The sequence below is a fragment of the Pseudoalteromonas sp. Angola-7 genome, assembly GCF_028599255.1.
Lineage (GTDB): Bacteria > Pseudomonadota > Gammaproteobacteria > Enterobacterales > Alteromonadaceae > Pseudoalteromonas > Pseudoalteromonas atlantica.
The window spans coordinates 476,315-492,278 of sequence record NZ_JAQREL010000002.1; the positions used below are offsets into that span (position 1 = coordinate 476,315).

Annotated in this window: 19 protein-coding genes; 6 read left to right on the top strand and 13 right to left on the bottom strand. The window is 40.1% G+C overall.

Translation table 11 applies throughout. The features are described 5' to 3' along the window. Window positions 1-120: 120 nt before the first annotated feature. A complete protein-coding gene (gene plsY / locus PSH50_RS04770) occupies window positions 121-729 on the top strand; it encodes a glycerol-3-phosphate 1-O-acyltransferase PlsY (RefSeq protein ID WP_273586254.1) in 609 nt (202 codons plus the stop codon). Window positions 730-738: 9 nt separating this feature from the next. Here plsY and tsaD read toward each other — a convergent pair whose 3' ends face one another. From tsaD to PSH50_RS04785, 3 genes are all read right to left on the bottom strand, one after another. Next, entirely contained in the window at window positions 739-1,752 is a 1,014-nt protein-coding gene (tsaD, locus tag PSH50_RS04775) for a tRNA (adenosine(37)-N6)-threonylcarbamoyltransferase complex transferase subunit TsaD (RefSeq protein WP_273586255.1), read from the bottom strand. Between the two features lie 169 nt (window positions 1,753-1,921). Next, entirely contained in the window at window positions 1,922-2,512 is a 591-nt protein-coding gene (locus PSH50_RS04780; RefSeq protein ID WP_004588549.1) for a YjaG family protein, read from the bottom strand. Further along, window positions 2,496-2,855: a DUF2007 domain-containing protein gene (locus PSH50_RS04785; RefSeq protein WP_024034351.1), complete on the bottom strand. Its 360-nt coding sequence runs from the start codon at window positions 2,853-2,855 to the stop codon at window positions 2,496-2,498. Before PSH50_RS04785 ends, PSH50_RS04780 begins: the two co-directional genes overlap by 17 nt. 83 nt (window positions 2,856-2,938) lie before the next feature. Here PSH50_RS04785 and PSH50_RS04790 point away from each other — a divergent pair, with 83 nt between their 5' ends. From PSH50_RS04790 to PSH50_RS04800, 3 genes are all read left to right on the top strand, one after another. Beyond that, on the top strand, window positions 2,939-3,376 hold the full coding sequence (locus PSH50_RS04790; protein ID WP_096740037.1) for a DUF2721 domain-containing protein: 438 nt from the start codon (window positions 2,939-2,941) through the stop codon (window positions 3,374-3,376). Between the two features lie 446 nt (window positions 3,377-3,822). Further along, window positions 3,823-4,707, top strand: a complete 885-nt coding sequence (locus PSH50_RS04795) for a LysR family transcriptional regulator (protein WP_004588552.1) — start codon at window positions 3,823-3,825, stop codon at window positions 4,705-4,707. Between the two features lie 245 nt (window positions 4,708-4,952). Then, a complete protein-coding gene (locus PSH50_RS04800) occupies window positions 4,953-5,573 on the top strand; it encodes a 2OG-Fe(II) oxygenase (RefSeq protein ID WP_138611054.1) in 621 nt (206 codons plus the stop codon). 63 nt (window positions 5,574-5,636) lie between these two features. On the opposite strand, the gene ubiA is transcribed toward PSH50_RS04800, so the two are convergent. Both ubiA and PSH50_RS04810 read right to left on the bottom strand, forming a co-directional pair. Then, a complete protein-coding gene (gene ubiA / locus PSH50_RS04805) occupies window positions 5,637-6,515 on the bottom strand; it encodes a 4-hydroxybenzoate octaprenyltransferase (RefSeq protein WP_273586256.1) in 879 nt (292 codons plus the stop codon). Next, window positions 6,512-7,051, bottom strand: a complete 540-nt coding sequence (locus tag PSH50_RS04810; RefSeq protein ID WP_029773569.1) for a chorismate lyase — start codon at window positions 7,049-7,051, stop codon at window positions 6,512-6,514. The genes ubiA and PSH50_RS04810 overlap by 4 nt, the downstream gene beginning before the upstream one ends. A 154-nt stretch (window positions 7,052-7,205) precedes the next feature. On the opposite strand from PSH50_RS04810, the gene PSH50_RS04815 reads away from it, so the two are divergent. Then, a complete protein-coding gene (locus PSH50_RS04815; RefSeq protein ID WP_024034357.1) occupies window positions 7,206-7,604 on the top strand; it encodes a flagellar basal body-associated protein FliL in 399 nt (132 codons plus the stop codon). 2 nt (window positions 7,605-7,606) lie between these two features. Here PSH50_RS04815 and glpG read toward each other — a convergent pair whose 3' ends face one another. The 6 genes from glpG to PSH50_RS04845 form a co-directional block, all read right to left on the bottom strand. Beyond that, window positions 7,607-8,428 carry a rhomboid family intramembrane serine protease GlpG gene (gene glpG, locus PSH50_RS04820; protein ID WP_273586257.1) on the bottom strand — a complete coding sequence of 274 codons (822 nt, stop codon included), beginning with the start codon at window positions 8,426-8,428 and terminating at the stop codon, window positions 7,607-7,609. Next, complete coding sequence (glpE, locus tag PSH50_RS04825) at window positions 8,425-8,742, bottom strand: thiosulfate sulfurtransferase GlpE (RefSeq protein WP_004588558.1); 318 nt, start codon at window positions 8,740-8,742, stop codon at window positions 8,425-8,427. The genes glpG and glpE overlap by 4 nt, the downstream gene beginning before the upstream one ends. A 64-nt stretch (window positions 8,743-8,806) precedes the next feature. After that, window positions 8,807-9,832 (bottom strand): L-threonine 3-dehydrogenase, encoded by a 1,026-nt coding sequence (gene tdh / locus PSH50_RS04830; protein ID WP_004588559.1) that lies wholly within the window; start codon window positions 9,830-9,832, stop codon window positions 8,807-8,809. Between the two features lie 49 nt (window positions 9,833-9,881). After that, on the bottom strand, window positions 9,882-11,078 hold the full coding sequence (locus PSH50_RS04835) for a glycine C-acetyltransferase (protein WP_024034359.1): 1,197 nt from the start codon (window positions 11,076-11,078) through the stop codon (window positions 9,882-9,884). A 168-nt stretch (window positions 11,079-11,246) separates the two neighbouring features. Continuing rightward, a complete protein-coding gene (gene gmhB, locus PSH50_RS04840) occupies window positions 11,247-11,810 on the bottom strand; it encodes a D-glycero-beta-D-manno-heptose 1,7-bisphosphate 7-phosphatase (protein ID WP_273586258.1) in 564 nt (187 codons plus the stop codon). Beyond that, a complete protein-coding gene (locus PSH50_RS04845) occupies window positions 11,807-12,868 on the bottom strand; it encodes a glycosyltransferase family 9 protein (RefSeq protein ID WP_273586259.1) in 1,062 nt (353 codons plus the stop codon). The genes gmhB and PSH50_RS04845 overlap by 4 nt, the downstream gene beginning before the upstream one ends. Window positions 12,869-12,992: 124 nt before the next feature. Between PSH50_RS04845 and PSH50_RS04850 the strand changes: the two genes are divergently transcribed. Continuing rightward, a complete protein-coding gene (locus PSH50_RS04850) occupies window positions 12,993-13,721 on the top strand; it encodes a 3-deoxy-D-manno-octulosonic acid kinase (protein WP_273586260.1) in 729 nt (242 codons plus the stop codon). Here the strand turns inward: PSH50_RS04850 and PSH50_RS04855 are convergent. Then, window positions 13,704-14,786 (bottom strand): glycosyltransferase, encoded by a 1,083-nt coding sequence (locus PSH50_RS04855; protein ID WP_273586261.1) that lies wholly within the window; start codon window positions 14,784-14,786, stop codon window positions 13,704-13,706. The two genes, PSH50_RS04850 and PSH50_RS04855, sit on opposite strands and share 18 nt — an antisense overlap. After that, entirely contained in the window at window positions 14,783-15,856 is a 1,074-nt protein-coding gene (locus PSH50_RS04860; RefSeq protein ID WP_273586262.1) for a glycosyltransferase family 1 protein, read from the bottom strand. Before PSH50_RS04860 ends, PSH50_RS04855 begins: the two co-directional genes overlap by 4 nt. Window positions 15,857-15,964 lie beyond the last annotated feature (108 nt).

Genomic DNA, 15,964 nt, shown 5'->3' on the forward strand with positions numbered 1-15,964 from the left:
GCCAAATAGCTACATTAACTGCAAAATACAGCAGTTAATAATTTTCACGATAAATTGTGCCGCCAATAATAGCGTAAAAGTGCTATCGATGGGTATAGCAATTAAAAAATAAGGGACTTTGTGTTAGCCATTTTACTGTTTGTTTTAGCCTACTTATTAGGGTCGATTTCATCGGCTATATTAGTGTCTCGGCTATTCAAACTGCCAGACCCTCGCAGCAGCGGTTCAAATAACCCAGGTGCCACCAATGTGTATCGTTTAGGTGGAGCATTTCCTGCGTGCTTAGTATTAGTGTTTGATATTTTAAAAGGCACCATCCCCGTATGGGGGGCGTATTTTTTAGACCTAACGCCTTTAGCACTTGGTTTGGTCGCCGTTGCCGCGTGCTTAGGGCATATGTACCCACTATTTTTTAGTTTTAAAGGCGGAAAGGCGGTAGCCACTGCGTTTGGCTCTTTATTGCCGATTGGTTTATTGTTGGCGGGGCTATTAATAAGTACCTGGATTATTGTGGTTGCTATTACGCGCTTTTCTTCATTAGGCGCTTTGGTCACGGTGTCGCTTGCTCCACTGTATACGTGGTTGATTAAACCGCTTTACACCCTACCGGTAACCTTTATTACCGTGCTAATTATATTTCGTCATCGCACTAATATTATGCGCCTTTTTAAAGGTGAAGAACCAAAAGTGGGCGCCAAAAAAGCACCCACTAATGAAAAAAATCAATAATTATTGATGCTAAATCGCTTCTAAGCTGTCTATTGGCCAACGCGGTTTGGTTTTCATGTCGAGTGTGGCAAATTGGCCTGCTTTTAAGCGCTGCATACCAGCGTAGGCAATCATTGCGCCATTATCAGTACAAAACTCAGTACGTGGATAGTAAACCTGTCCTTTCATACCTTGCATAACACGCTCAAGCTGTAAGCGCAGCTGTGTATTTGCACTTACTCCGCCGGCAATCACTAAACGTTTTATCCCGGTTTGTTTTAGAGCACGCTTACACTTAATAACCAATGTATCAATCACTGCTGTTTGAAACGCATGGGCGATATCTGCTTTGGTTTGTGCGTCATCATCATTTTCGCGAATCGCTATAGAAGCTGCTGTTTTTAAGCCACTAAAGCTAAAATCAAGGCCTGGCTTATCCGTCATAGGGCGTGGAAAAACAAACCGTTTTGCAACACCTTGCTCAGCCATTTTAGCTAGTCGAGGGCCGCCAGGGTAATCAAGCCCTAGCAGTTTAGCTGTTTTATCAAATGCTTCACCTGCGGCATCATCAACAGATTCACCCAATACTTCGTACTGGCCTATACCGGCTACTTTTACCATCATGGTATGGCCGCCCGACACGAGCAAAGCAATAAAGGGAAACTCAGGCATGTTTTCTTCAAGCATAGGAGCAAGTAAATGCCCTTCCATATGATGCACGGCAACAGCTGGAATATCCCAACCATAGGCTAAAGAGCGGCCAATAGAGGTACCTACCAGTAACGCCCCGACTAAACCAGGGCCTGCGGTGTATGCAATGCCATCTAAATCTTCAGGGCCACAACCGGCTTGAGCAAACGCAGCGTCAATAAGTGGCAGGGTTTTACGAACATGATCGCGCGATGCAAGCTCAGGTACAACACCGCCATAATCTGCATGTACTTTTACTTGGCTGTATAACTGGTGAGCCAATAAGCCTTTTTCATCATCGTAAATTGCAATACCGGTTTCATCACACGATGACTCAATGCCTAAAATTCGCACTTTACTTCTCCTGCCTTTATTTACTGCTTAACCTGCATTGTGGTTAAGAGATTTACACACATATTTAAAACTATTTTATCATTCTCTAGCTAAGGTTTTTACTAAGTTCAACGTAATAAACGCTAAAATTGCTAGAGAGCGATTAATTAACCACAGTTAATAATTACAACTATAACGCTAAACCAATATTGGTTTGTCCATCTGCAACGGCCTGCTTTTTAAGTGCCTTAACGTTTTCAGAAGTCACGCGGCCCATATTTTCTACAAAATCGATTAGCTCACTTAAAACTTCAATTTCGTATTGCATTAATGGGTGTTCTCGTACGGCTTTATTGTCAGCCACTTCACCTTCAACCGTCATTTGGTATTCAATAAAACGCGCCACTGTTGCTTGCGATATTTTACTAACACTTATAAATTCTTGCTCGTCTTGCCCCATCAAACCGTGCATTAGGCTCAAAAGCGACGTTGCAGCATCTATTGCGGGGTAAGTGCCAAACATATCAAAGTCGGCAAGTTCAGGTACATTTGGCTCAATTTTTTCTACTTGTTTTTCGAGATCTATTTTACTTTTTGGTAGTAATATTTTTTCCCAGCAAACATTTAACGCACTGCGTAATAAGGCTTCATCACCAAAACCGGTGGCTTCACTAAATAAACCATAATTAGGTAACATACGCTCAATTAAAGCACTTGCTAACACCGCTTTTTGTAAGTAGTTTAGCTCTCTAATACGTTGAAAGTTATTCGCTTTTGTCATTTCTTAACGTCTCACATGACCAACAAAAATCAAATGTTGATCCATTATGCTCATTACAGTTAGGGCATACCCAATCTGGAGCGGATTGTTTTACTTGTTGGTAGTTTACCAATATTTCGCGCGCGTGGCGCTCTTTTATCGAATAAACCTGCACACTTACTTGGGTTTGTTCAAAGGGAATTTCGCCTAAGGCGCCTTGAAGCATTTCACCTTGAATTTGGCACTCAATTCCCGCGCTTAATAACAGCCCTTTGATTATATTTGCCTCTAATGTGTTATCTGCTTTGTAGAGCGTTACCCACTGAAAAGCTTGCTGAGTACTATGAGTATTAATATTTTGCAATTATCACCTCAATTATTTTGTGTTTACAATATCCTACGATACTCTACTAAAGTGTATAGCAGGTAACTTTTTAGGATAAAACAATGACACTTACTACCCCAGGTTTACTTTTTCCAGCAATCTCACTGTTGCTGCTTGCTTACACAAACCGCTTTTTAGTACTAGCGCAATTAATCCGAGAATTAAATTCTCGAGAAGGTGAATCTATTCGCCCCGTTGTTGTGGCTCAAATAACAAACTTAAGAAAGCGCATTAAGCTAATACGTACCATGCAAGTGTATGGTGTGGCGTCTTTTTTATTGTGTACGCTATCAATGTTTGCCTTATTTATAGAATTTAATACCACAGGCATTATTTTGTTTGGGGTGAGCTTAGCGTGCTTAAGCCTTTCGTTATTAACATCGTTATTTGAAATTCATATTTCGTGCGACGCCATAGAAATAGAGCTACAAAGTATTGAAGACAAACCCCTAAGTAACCGCATTACTAAAAACTTTACTAACAAAAGTAATAAGCCTTAGCGGCTTATTTTTCTAAAATCTTAAACAATAATAAAGCGATGGCATACCCTAAAACTATAAACGTTTATGCCTCACTTCATTACAAATCACTACGTAGGATTTTCCTATAGCCTTTTTTCTGGCATACTTTTTTATTAATTAATGCTAAATTATGTCTAAAGTATTACTTTTAAAAGCATCAAAGCACCTAAGTCATTGTATTTAATCTTACTTGCTAACATAGCTTAGTTTTAAATAGAGTAATAAATCACTATAAATAAGCCTAATTGGTAATACTTTTAAATGCGTCTTCTCTTTAAATAATACTAAAAGAGGGATATGCTGAGGCAAATATGTCATAAATTTGCAAACACAGTTACATATTAGGCTTCGCTTTTTGAAAGCTCGAATCTAATATTATTGATGTTCGCGGCACACGCGACTTACTTATAAAAAGGGACTATAAAGTGAGATTTGAACAGTTAGAACAATTTGTAGCGCTTGGTGTGTTACGCCACTTCAGACAAGCAGCCGAACAAACTCAAATTAGCACATCAGCGCTAACGCGCAGCATTCAAACCCTAGAAGACGAAATGGGGTACGAACTGGTGAAACGCTCAACACGTTCAGTAAAGTTAACACCCGAAGGCGAGCTATTCCTTGATTACGCCAAAAACACCCTTGCCGAACTTGAGCATACAAAAAAACGAATTTCTCAATCGGTTAACGGCAATACTGACGAAAAGTTAGTCATTGGCTATACCAACAAAGCCAGCAGTGTAGTACCTATCTCATGCGGGCAATTTTTAGCACAATACCCCCATGTTAAAATAGAAATGCAATTGCAAGAGCAGCACGAACTTGCACGCAAACTGCAAGAGGGCGAGATTGATATCAGTGTTTATTCGCAGGCAATTAACAGCATCGGCAGCGACATACACCTGCCAGACCAACTGGTATTGTTTGTTTCTAAACATCATCCGTTAGCAAATAAAAGCGATATCAGCAAACACGATTTAGATAGCTACCCTATGTACGGCTGTTTTTCTCAGTCTAAACAAGTACAAAGCATGCTTAACGAAGCCATCGATATGCTCAACAAATCGGCTAGCATTAAGGTAGGCAGCATTGAGCAAGTAATGTCAGGGCTGGTTAAATCAGATCACTTTGCTATTGCAAGTATTGAACACGCGAGCACTCTTGCAGAGCACACAGAGCTTGTACAGCTAAAAACAAATAAAGACTTAAGTCACGAACAACTTGTTATACAAACAAGCCAACAAGCAGCAGTTGGCGAACACATTGACCATTTATTATCTCTTATCAAAAAAGCATCTACGACTATTACTTAAGCCAAGATAAAAATAGCATACCGCATTGCCCTTAAACCTTTTAAGGGCAACCAATTTAGATAGCCCTTACTGATTTACTCTTCTTGTTACCAAAACCTGCAGCACAGCTGCTTAACCTAAAAAGCCCTTTTAGTTTTTATACTTACGCGTTAGGTTTTTATTTGCTTAAGTAGCGGAGCACAAACCACTAGCTATTAAATTTTTTTAGGCTACACTGTCGCACCTTTTTTAATCAACAGACATAAATGAACACACTTTTTAGTTCTGATGTTTATTTAGATGCAATAGAAACCCATGGTTATGTTGTTATACCTAACGCACTTATTAGCGAGCTAGTAGAGAGTTTAATCACCGATTGCCACCGTATTAACCCGCATTTTAGCGCTGCAGGTATTGGCCGTTTAAATGACTTACAAATAGATAAAACCATTCGTAAAGATAAAACCTATTGGTTTGATGGCAGCTCACAAGCACAGCTAACTTATCAAGCAATAATGGAAAGTATAAAAACCACACTTAATCGACAGTTTTTTATGGGCTTATTTGATTATGAGTGCCACTACGCTAAATACACCCAAGGCGACTTTTATAAAAAGCATTTTGATGCATTTAAAGGGCGATCTAACCGCGTATTTACAACAATCCTTTATTTAAATACGCCCGAGCAAGGTGGCGAGCTTGTTATATACAAACCAAAAAGTAAGCAAATAGAGATAATAATTAAACCCACCGCGGGGACACTCGTTATGTTTGAAAGCGAGCGTTTTGCGCACGAGGTATTACCTGCCATTAATGAGCGCTACTCTATTGCTGGCTGGTTTAGAAAGAACGCCTCAATAAGTGGAGTAATTGACCCGCCACGATAAAACCAACATAGCCACAACAACTAGTGGCTATGCTGAGGTTAAATTAATAGCGTTGAGATGAAATTAACGCGCAAATACAAATGACAAGAACAAGCCAACAAAAATAACTAATCCAACATAGTGATTATTTAAAAACGCTTTAAAACATGAATCACGCGCACGTTTATGAATAAGCACTTGCTGATAAATAAGTAACCCAGCGGCAGTACATAAACCTGCAACAAACGCCAAGCCTAGCTGGTTAATTAAGCCAATAAGCGCCAACAACGCTATAAAATTAGCGTTTAATAAAAATATAATATGGCGGTCGTATTTACCAAATAAAATAGCAGTAGATTTAACCCCTATTTTTAAATCATCATCTCTGTCGACCATGGCATACATAGTGTCGTACGCTACCGTCCAACAAATATTTGCAACAAATAACAGCCACGCCTGCAGCGGTAATGAGTCAACTGATGCCATATATGCCATAGGTATTGCCCAACCAAATGCAGCGCCTAAGACTACCTGCGGAAGATGTGTATAGCGTTTCATAAAGGGGTAGCAAAATGCCAGTGCCAACGCCCCAAATGACAATAAAATAGTGTTGATGCTAAGTAGTAATACCAATACAAAAGCAATGGCTATCAGTAATATAAATAAACTCAGTGCTTCACCTGCACTTACTTGTCCGGTGGCCAAAGGCCGCCCTGCTGTACGCTTAACTGAGCCGTCTATTTTTCTATCTGCAAAATCGTTAATAACGCAGCCAGCACTGCGCATAACAATTACGCCTAAGGTAAATACAATAAAGTTAACTAGGCTTGGCATACCAGCGTTTGCAAGCCATAGAGCCCAATAAGTAGGCCACAGTAATAGTAATGTACCGATAGGTTTGTCAATGCGCATGAGCTGAATATAAAAAGGGCTATGCTGTAATTGCAAAGGGGCTAATTTCATGAGTACAAATAGGCTCCGGGTAAAAATACTTCGCACACTAAAAAGTGATAATCATTAATAGAAAACACACTACGACGACCTAATAAAGGGTGCGTAGTTAAATTCAACTCTTTAACAAGTGACTGCAGCGCATGCTCTGAGTCAAAGCGCCCTACCTCAATATTACTTCGGGTAAGTTCAGGGTGCTGAAAAATAACATCACCTAAAGGGCGCGCGCCCATATTATGCAGTGTTGTTTGCGTTTGTGTACTGGGCAGCCAACTTTGGGCATACACCATGGGTGTATTGTCACACAATAAAAGCACCTCGCGATTAAGTGCTTTATTTGTATTTGAGCCAAGTAGTTGTTGCTGTGCATCGCTTAGGGTAAAAGTTTGCTCATTAAGCACTTTTACACTAAAACTTTGTGCATTACTTTTTAATTTAGCGGTTAATGAATGTGGCTCAAATAGCCACTCTTGCTCTAACGCAGATAAGTTATTTACCAAAGAAGCACATTGCCAATTGGCAGATATAGAAAGCGGAAATGTAATCACAATAGCTCAATAAAATAAAAACCGAGACGATGATAACATTGCCAAAGCATTTGAAAAAGTGATGTTTTACTGCCGATAAATAATTGCAGGAGCTGTTTATTAGGCGCTATTAAGTATAAACTATTTGTATTAAGAAAATGGAAACACACTAAAGATGAAAAAAATAGTATACGCAGGTTTTTTAGCACTGATCCTAAACTGTTTTAGCTTTTCGGCAAAAGCGGAATCGACAGTGGGCTATTTTGGTTTTGAGCCAGACATAATTACCAATTACATAGGCGCTTCAAGTAAAAAAATGGGCTATGTACGCGTGACTATAGATTTAATGCTTAGCAATAATGCAGATATTGCTATTGTAGAGCATCATACCCCGCTTTTACGCGATGCGTTAGTAGAAATACTATCTAAAGAACCTGAAGAAAAAATAAAGTCGCTTACTGGGCGTGAAGAAATTAGAGCAAAGTGTGCCGAAAAATTAAAAAGCCTGTTAAAAGAAGAAACAGGCCAAGAGATTATTCGTGAAGTATTATTTACTAAGTATTTATACCACTAAGCTTACGCTTTTTTAGCATTAAATAAATTAGCGGTTACGGCATAAGCCATGCCGCTTAAAAGCCCACCTAAATGCGCCCAATTAGCCATACCAATAAACAACACATCAGCAAAACCAAGTACCAGCCAAATTAACATAAAGCCAATAATGGCAGTGCTAACTAGCGCAGGTTGCTTAGGGTTTAAATAGCTGTGGATCCAACAAAAACCCAATAAACCATACACAACGCCACTTAAGCCGCCAAAGTTAGGCCCCACAATTAAAAACTGAGCCCAGTTACTAATAAGTGCAGTAACCACAAATAGCCCAACTAAACTCAGCTTGCCGCATTGCTTTTCAATATTATCACCTAACGACATCCACCAAATTAGGTTAAATACAATGTGCATTGCGCTAAAATGAACAAGTACCGGCGTTAACCAGTTCAGTGGTTGGCTCGGGCTAAACTGCAAAGCAGTATAAATTTGCTCAAAGCCACCCAATAAAAATGCAAAGTAAATAGCTACGCTTACAATACTTACGGTTTTATTTAGCCAGCTTAGAGCTTTAAAACGCGCCACTAAATTAAGCGATTGTCCTTGATACGTTAAGCCAGATTGTGTACCGCCCACATCCCAAGAGGCTTGTTGATAACGCTCATGATTGGGGTTTTGTACAAATTCAGCCCACAAAGGTTGCACTTGATGAAAGTGCTCGCCCGCAACACAAATAATAACATTACTGCCATCAGCACTGCGCAGTTGCCCTTCAAAGCCTTGGCTTTTTAAATAATCTATAAAGCCCTGTGCGGCACGAGGATTATTTAAACTACCTAGCTCAATCATCGTTCCACTTTCTCGCTGTAAGCCGCTTCCCAGGCGGTAAAGCCACCATCCATGCTATATACATCTTCAAAGCCCTGCTCTACTAAATAACTAGCCGCCCCTTGTGAGCTCATGCCGTGGTAGCAAACAATAATAATGGGCTGATCGAACTCTTTTTCCATCATAAACTGAGCTATATTGGCATTTGAAAGCGCTTCGGAGCCAGGAATATGCCCTGCTTGGTACGAGTTAGGATCGCGTATATCTGCAATCACTACATCTTCTTTATCAAGCAGTTCGTGCGTTTGTGCTATAGATATATGTTTAAATGCCATTGAAATCTCTTTTAAAAATATAATAAAAAGGCGGCTTAAGCCGCCTCTGTATGCAAACTTTAAACTATTCCCAGTTTAAAATTACTTTACCAGATTGACCTGAAATCATCATATCAAAGCCAGCTTGGAAGTCATCTACCGAATATTGATGCGTAATAATAGGGTCTAAATTAAGGCCCGATTGAATCAAGCTTGCCATTTTGTACCACGTTTCGAACATCTCGCGACCATATATACCTTTGATCACTAAGCCTTTAAATATAACTTTATTCCAATCTACGGCCATATCTGATGGCGGAATACCCAACATGGCAATTTTGCCACCATGGTTCATGTTATTTAACATAGAATTAAAGGCGCTTGGCACACCTGACATTTCAAGGCCAATATCAAAACCTTCAGTCATACCTAGCTCATTCATTACATCTTCAAGCTTATCATTCGCAACGTTTACGGCACGTGTAGCGCCCATTTTACGCGCAAGCTCTAAACGGTATTCGTTAACATCGGTAATCACAACATGGCGAGCACCCACATGCTTAGCAACGGCCGCCGCCATAATACCAATTGGTCCTGCCCCTGTAATAAGCACATCTTCGCCCACTAAATCAAACGATAAAGCGGTGTGCACAGCATTACCAAACGGGTCAAAAATAGACGCAAGCTCGTCAGAAATATTGTCAGGAATTTTAAACGCATTAAAGGCCGGAATAACTAAATATTCAGCAAATGCGCCTTCGCGGTTAACGCCCACACCGGTTGTATTTCGGCACAAATGCACACGACCAGCACGACAGTTACGACAATGCCCACACGTAATATGTCCCTCGCCAGATACGCGGTCACCTACTGCAAAGCCACGTACTTCTTGGCCCATATCAACCACTTCACCCACGTACTCATGACCTACAACCATAGGGGTCGGAATGGTTTTTTGTGACCACTCATCCCATTTATAAATATGAACGTCGGTGCCACAAATCGCGGTTTTACGAATTTTAATGAGTAGATCGTTATGCCCTACTTCAGGCTTGGGTACGTCGGTCATCCAGATGCCGGTTTCGGCTTTTAATTTTGATAAAGCTTTCATAGTTAACACTCAACTAAAAAACCGAAGCAATACTTCGGTTTATAAAAAATTAAATAACGCCCATTTCTTTACCAATACGGGTAAAGGCAGCAATTGCGGTGTCTAGTTGTTCAATACTGTGCGCAGCAGAAATTTGTGTACGAATACGCGCTTGGCCTTTTGGCACAACAGGGAACGAAAAACCGGTTACATAAATGCCTTCAGCGAGTAGTTTGTCTGCCATTAATGAAGCAACTTTAGCATCGCCAAGCATTACAGGGATAATGGCATGATCTTTACCCGCACACGTAAAGCCAGCGGCTTCCATTTGCTCACGGAAATATTTAGCATTTGACCAAAGTTTAGCGCGTAACTCGCCACCATTTTCAAGCATTTCGAGTACTTTAATTGATGCAGTTACAATTGAAGGCGCTAATGAATTTGAGAATAAGTAAGGGCGTGAACGCTGACGTAGCCATTCAACAATTTCTTTTTTACCTGATGTATAACCGCCTGATGCACCGCCCAGCGCTTTACCTAGCGTGCCGGTAATAATATCTACACGATCAAGCACATTACAGTACTCAGGCGTACCTTTACCGTTTTCGCCAACAAAGCCTACCGCATGTGAGTCATCAACCATCACTAATGCATCATACTTATCAGCAAGGTCACACACAGCTTCAAGGTTACAAATTACGCCATCCATAGAAAACACGCCATCGGTGGCAATTAATTTTGTTTTAGCACCCGCTTCATCAGCTGCAATAAGTTGCTTTTCAAGATCCTCCATATCGTTATTAGCATAACGAAAACGCTTAGCTTTACATAAGCGTACGCCATCAATAATTGATGCGTGATTTAGAGAATCAGAAATAATAGCATCTTCAGCGCCTAAAATAGTTTCAAATAGGCCCGTGTTAGCATCAAAACAAGACGAGTATAAAATTGTATCTTCGGTTTCTAAAAACGCGCTAATTTTTTGCTCTAGTGTTTTATGAATATCTTGCGTGCCACAAATAAAACGTACTGAAGCAACACCAAAGCCATGGTCATCTAAACCACCTTGCGCTGCTTTAATTAGCTCAGGGCTATTTGCTAAGCCTAAGTAATTGTTAGCACAAAAATTAATAACTTTATCGCCAGATGCAACTTCTATTTGAGCTTGTTGCTGCGAGGTAATAATACGCTCACTTTTATACAAACCTTGCGCTTTAACGTCTTCAATTTGCTCTTGTAGTTGGCTAAAAAAAGCAGATGCTCTCATCTGTAGTCTCCAATTAAATGAACGGGTAAACAACAACATTAAAGCCACTGTTTATGTTGAGGTGTATTGTAAAAGTTTAACAAGTAAAATGCACTGTTTGCAGCTCGTCGCTAATACAGGTAATGGCAGCAATACTTAACACTTTAGTTGCGAAAATATAAACGCACTTTATACCAAGTAGTGTGCTGGTAAATCGTTAATAGAGTCAATCACTAAATCGGCGTATTGTTTTGCGGTTTCGTCAAATTGTTGGCCAGAGCGAACTAGCACTCGCGTGCTAATAGCCGCTTTTTGTGCCGCTTGCATATCGCTAAGCTTATCACCCACCATAACACTGCTCGAAGGGTCAATATTATGCTCTTGCATAGCTTGTAACAGCATACCTGGAGCTGGCTTTCTGCACTGGCACTGTTTTAAATATTGCGCCATCGCTTTTTTGGGATGGTGCGGGCAAAAATACACATCTGTAATTTTAGTATTGTGCTTACTAAATTGTGTTTTCATCCACTGAGTTAAAGCTAAAAAGTCATCTTCAGTGTAGTAACCTCGCCCTATTCCCGATTGATTAGTCACTATGATAATTTTATAACCTGCATCATAAAATGCTTTACAGGTACTAAACACACCGTCTATAAATTCAAATTTTTCACTTTGATACACATAGCCATGATCAATATTTACCACGCCATCTCGGTCTAAAAAAAGTGCTTTGTTTTTTTCTGTTACACTCATTTTATAGACTCTTTTTGTACCACATGATCAAACATAGTTTTAACACTGTCTACGCTTATTTGGCTCATAAGGTCATCTCCCTTAACGCGCGTACCCCAAGGCAATTGTTGAGCTGTTTTACCCGTTTGCTTTAGCAGGTTTTGATGATACACCTCAACTACGTAGTCTTGATATGAATAAGGGCCTGTACGTGCAGGATTAGAATGCGCATATAAACCAATAACCGGCGTACCTACCGTTACCGCCATATGTGCTGGGCCGGTATCGGGGGCTAAAACTAAATCAGCGCGCTTAAGTACACATAGCAGCTCTTTAAGTTTTGTTTTACCGACTAAGTTTAAAATAGTGCAGTGACTATGTTTTATAATTTGATTAGCTAAATTAATCTCAAGCTCAGTTGGGCCGCCCGTTAGTACCACGTTGAAGCCCTGCTCATGCGCGTAATCAGCAAGGGCAGCATAGCGCTCAGGCAACCAGTTTCGCTGTGCTTTACTGGCCGCAGGAGATATTACCAATAACTTATTTGTCAAATATGCAGGCCCTAATAGCCCATCTGCTTTGTTCTCATCCGCTAAGGTATAAGGCATATCCCAGGTAGGTGAATAGTCTTTAACTCCAATGGCGCCCGCAAAGCCTTTAAATCCCTCTAGCACATGCGCTTCTTTTTGTGGGGCTATTCGTTTATTTATAAACAAGCTATGTAATTCTTTTGAACGTGCCCAATCAAAGCCTATTTTTACTTTAGCCGGAATACAGCGCGCAACAAAGCCAGCTCTTAATGCGACTTGCATATTAAGCAGCACATCAAACTGCTGCCCTTTAAAAGAATGTGCTAACTTTTTAAGTGCATCCTTACCTTGTTTTTTATCAAAAACTACCAGCTCAACCCCAGGTAAATCGGCAAGTAACATGGCTTCTATTTTACCCATTACCCACGTTATTTTTGCATTGGGGTGTGCTTTTTGAATGGCTTGTACAGCACTAACGGCATGACACACATCACCAATGGCAGAGAGTCTTAAAATACAAATTGAGGAGTAATTAGGCACTTGAGTCACGCGTTCCACTTTGGCTTTAAATAATAGACTGCGATCTTAAATTATACTCGCACTAATGCAAGCACTTATGCTGCGCTATAAAACACGTTAATATACACGCATTATTGAATTATTTTAACGAGCTATGTTTAAAACACTAACGCAAGGTAAGCACACTATTTTAAGCCACCCAGATTATTTTAACGAGGTTGATTTAAACTGGTTTGATGCAGATTATTGGCAACAGCAAAATAAAATAGTCGGTGCTAAAAAAGGCCGCGCCACAGCCTGGTTTTTTAAACACGATGATTTAACCGCTGTACTTAGGCACTATTGGCGCGGCGGTTTAGTTGGCAAGTTGTTAAGCGATCAGTACCTCTACCCTGGGCTTAAAAACACCCGTGTGTTTAATGAGTTCAGCTTAATGATAAAGCTTATTGAGCTTGGCTTAAATGTACCCAAACCCATTGCCGCCAAGGTAACAACCTCTGGCTTAATTTATCGTGGCGATATAATTACAGAGGCTGTAAAAGGGGCTAAAAGCCTGCTGGATATTTTAATTGAACGCCCACTAACAGAAAATGAGCTCAAGCGCACTGCCAATACTGTTGCGCTATTTCACTCAAAAGGTGTGTACCACGCTGATTTGAATATAAATAATATTTTATTTAATGAAACGGGCGAGGTTTATATTATCGACTTTGATCGCGGCGAAATAAAACCACCTAACAAGCAATGGCAACAAAGTAATATGGCACGTTTAGAGCGCTCATTTTTAAAAGAGCAAGGACGTAACAACGCTTTTTATTGGCAAAGTAATGACTGGCAAACTTTATTGGCTATTTATAAAGAGCAATTAACCACACAAAGCTAGGTATTGCTTAGCAACTTGTTCGGCCGTTACCTTTAGTAAAATGTCGGCATTATCTACATTAGGCTTAGCGTTTAAAACCAGCTCAATTTTAGCCGCTAGCTCATCGCTATGCCCTACAGGCGCTAAATATTTAGCCAAGTCGTTTGTTAAAATTTCGCTCGGTCCAAACGTACAGTTAGTACTTACTACAGGCGTGCCAACAGCTAATGCTTCAATTAACACTGTAGGGAGCCCTTCAAAATCAGAGCTTAATACTAATGCCTCAGCCTGCTTAATCCAGTTATACGGATTTTGTTCAAACCCTGGCACTATAAGTTGTCCCTCAATACCATACGTTTTTGCAAGCTTAAATGCTTTGCTAGGCTTATTACATAAAAGGACTAATTTGTATTTTTTATCAAGCTTTGCAAATGCCGAAAATAAAATATCGTGGCGCTTTTGTTTAGCTAACCGCCCTACATGAATAACATACGGCGATTGCGGAATTTGCGTATTAACCTCATCTGAGAGCCGTTTTATATCCACTAAATTAAAGGGATTATAAATAGTTGTGATAGCGCTTGGGCTAATTAAATGCCCTTGGGTAATTTCTTGCTCTACCCCTTTAGACACGCACACCAAGGATTTTCCGTTTAAGTTTTGCTTTGACTTTTTAAGATAGTAATAAGAAAACGGGCCTAACTTTTTTTGCCTCGCTAGCTCTGCATTAACAGAGTTATGCATAACAAAGTGAACATTTTTAATCTGGCTTTTAGCCAATAGGTTATTGCTTCTATCTAAATTGCTAAGCACTAAATCTATGGGGCCAATTTGTTTTTGTTTGTTATTAAACCACGCCTCTAGCTTTGCTACACTTTTGTTTATTTTCCAAAAACGATCCACTTTAGTGGCTTTATCACTGAATAGACTTTCAACCTTTATATTCGCAGGGATCGTGTATTCATATTTATTAGCCAACGATAAAATAGTAACGCTATGCGTTTTTACTAGCTGCTGAGCAAGGGTTAGCATCACTTTTTCGGCGCCGCCACCCGCTAACGAGTCTATTACAATCACTATATTCATCTATGGGCAACCATCAGCATGCTTTTAACCCCTTGCGTTATTTCTTCATAGCTATGGGCGCTTTCAAGCAAAGAATATTTTTCTAGTAGCTGGTTAAAATGCGGCTCTATTAGTAAAGCACTGACTTTATTTACTATGTCTTCAATCTCAAAGTTTGCTTTAATTACCACGCCAGTTGTGGCGCAACTTGCTAGGCGCTGTGTTTGATCTTTTGATATAGCGCATGCCACAGCAGGCGTTTTAACAGCAATCGCCTGCAATAGGGTGTCGCCAGCACTTAACAACGCAAATTTAGCTTGCTCCATAAGCGACAAAAACTCACTATTTTCTAACGTATCCAAATTTATAACAGTATTTGATGCTGGCAACGCTTTATCATAATTAGGGCCAAATACCACCACCGCCTTTAACCCTGTTTGCAATGAAATTTGCTCTGCGGCGGCAAAAAATACATCTGCACAGTTTTGATTATCTAGTACATGACCGCCAGAGCCTGCACTCACAATAAAGTAGCCTTGTTCATCAAGCTGATATTTTTTTAACACCTGTTTGGTATCGTTCGCTGATGAAAATGCTATGTAAGGGCCCACATTTTTAGGCATAGCCAAAGAAAACACATCTATTTTAGCTTTTTCAGCCCAGCTCAGAGGTTCAATGCAGTAATCGGGCTGTACCACCCAATGGCTATCAATTAAGTTGATACGGTTAAGTTTTAAGCCCTTCGCTCGCTTTTTCGCATGCTGAGAAATAAACACCACTTTGGCACCCACTTTTTTTGCAGCTTTCATGTGAGCAGCGCGCCCTGCACAATCAAATATTACAATGTCAGGTTTAAAATCGGCTATAACTTCACACACTTTATCGCGCTCTTTAGTCGCAGAGCGCTCAAGCAAGGTGGTATCATATGGGCAGTTTTTAGCGTAGTTCGTGTGTTTATTTAAAACAAAATGGATGGTAAGTGAACCTAGACATTCACTCTCAAGGCTTTGGGCTAGCAACAACGAGCGCATGTATTCACCTATTCCTTGTGGCGATGATACGGGTATAAATAAAAGTCGTTTGTTGCTCATTGCATTCTCTATTTCCTATTTGCGCAGCAGTATATCAATCCCATTGTTTTTACGATAGCTAGGTTACATTTTTATACACAAATTTAACGCCCTAAAATAGATTATTTA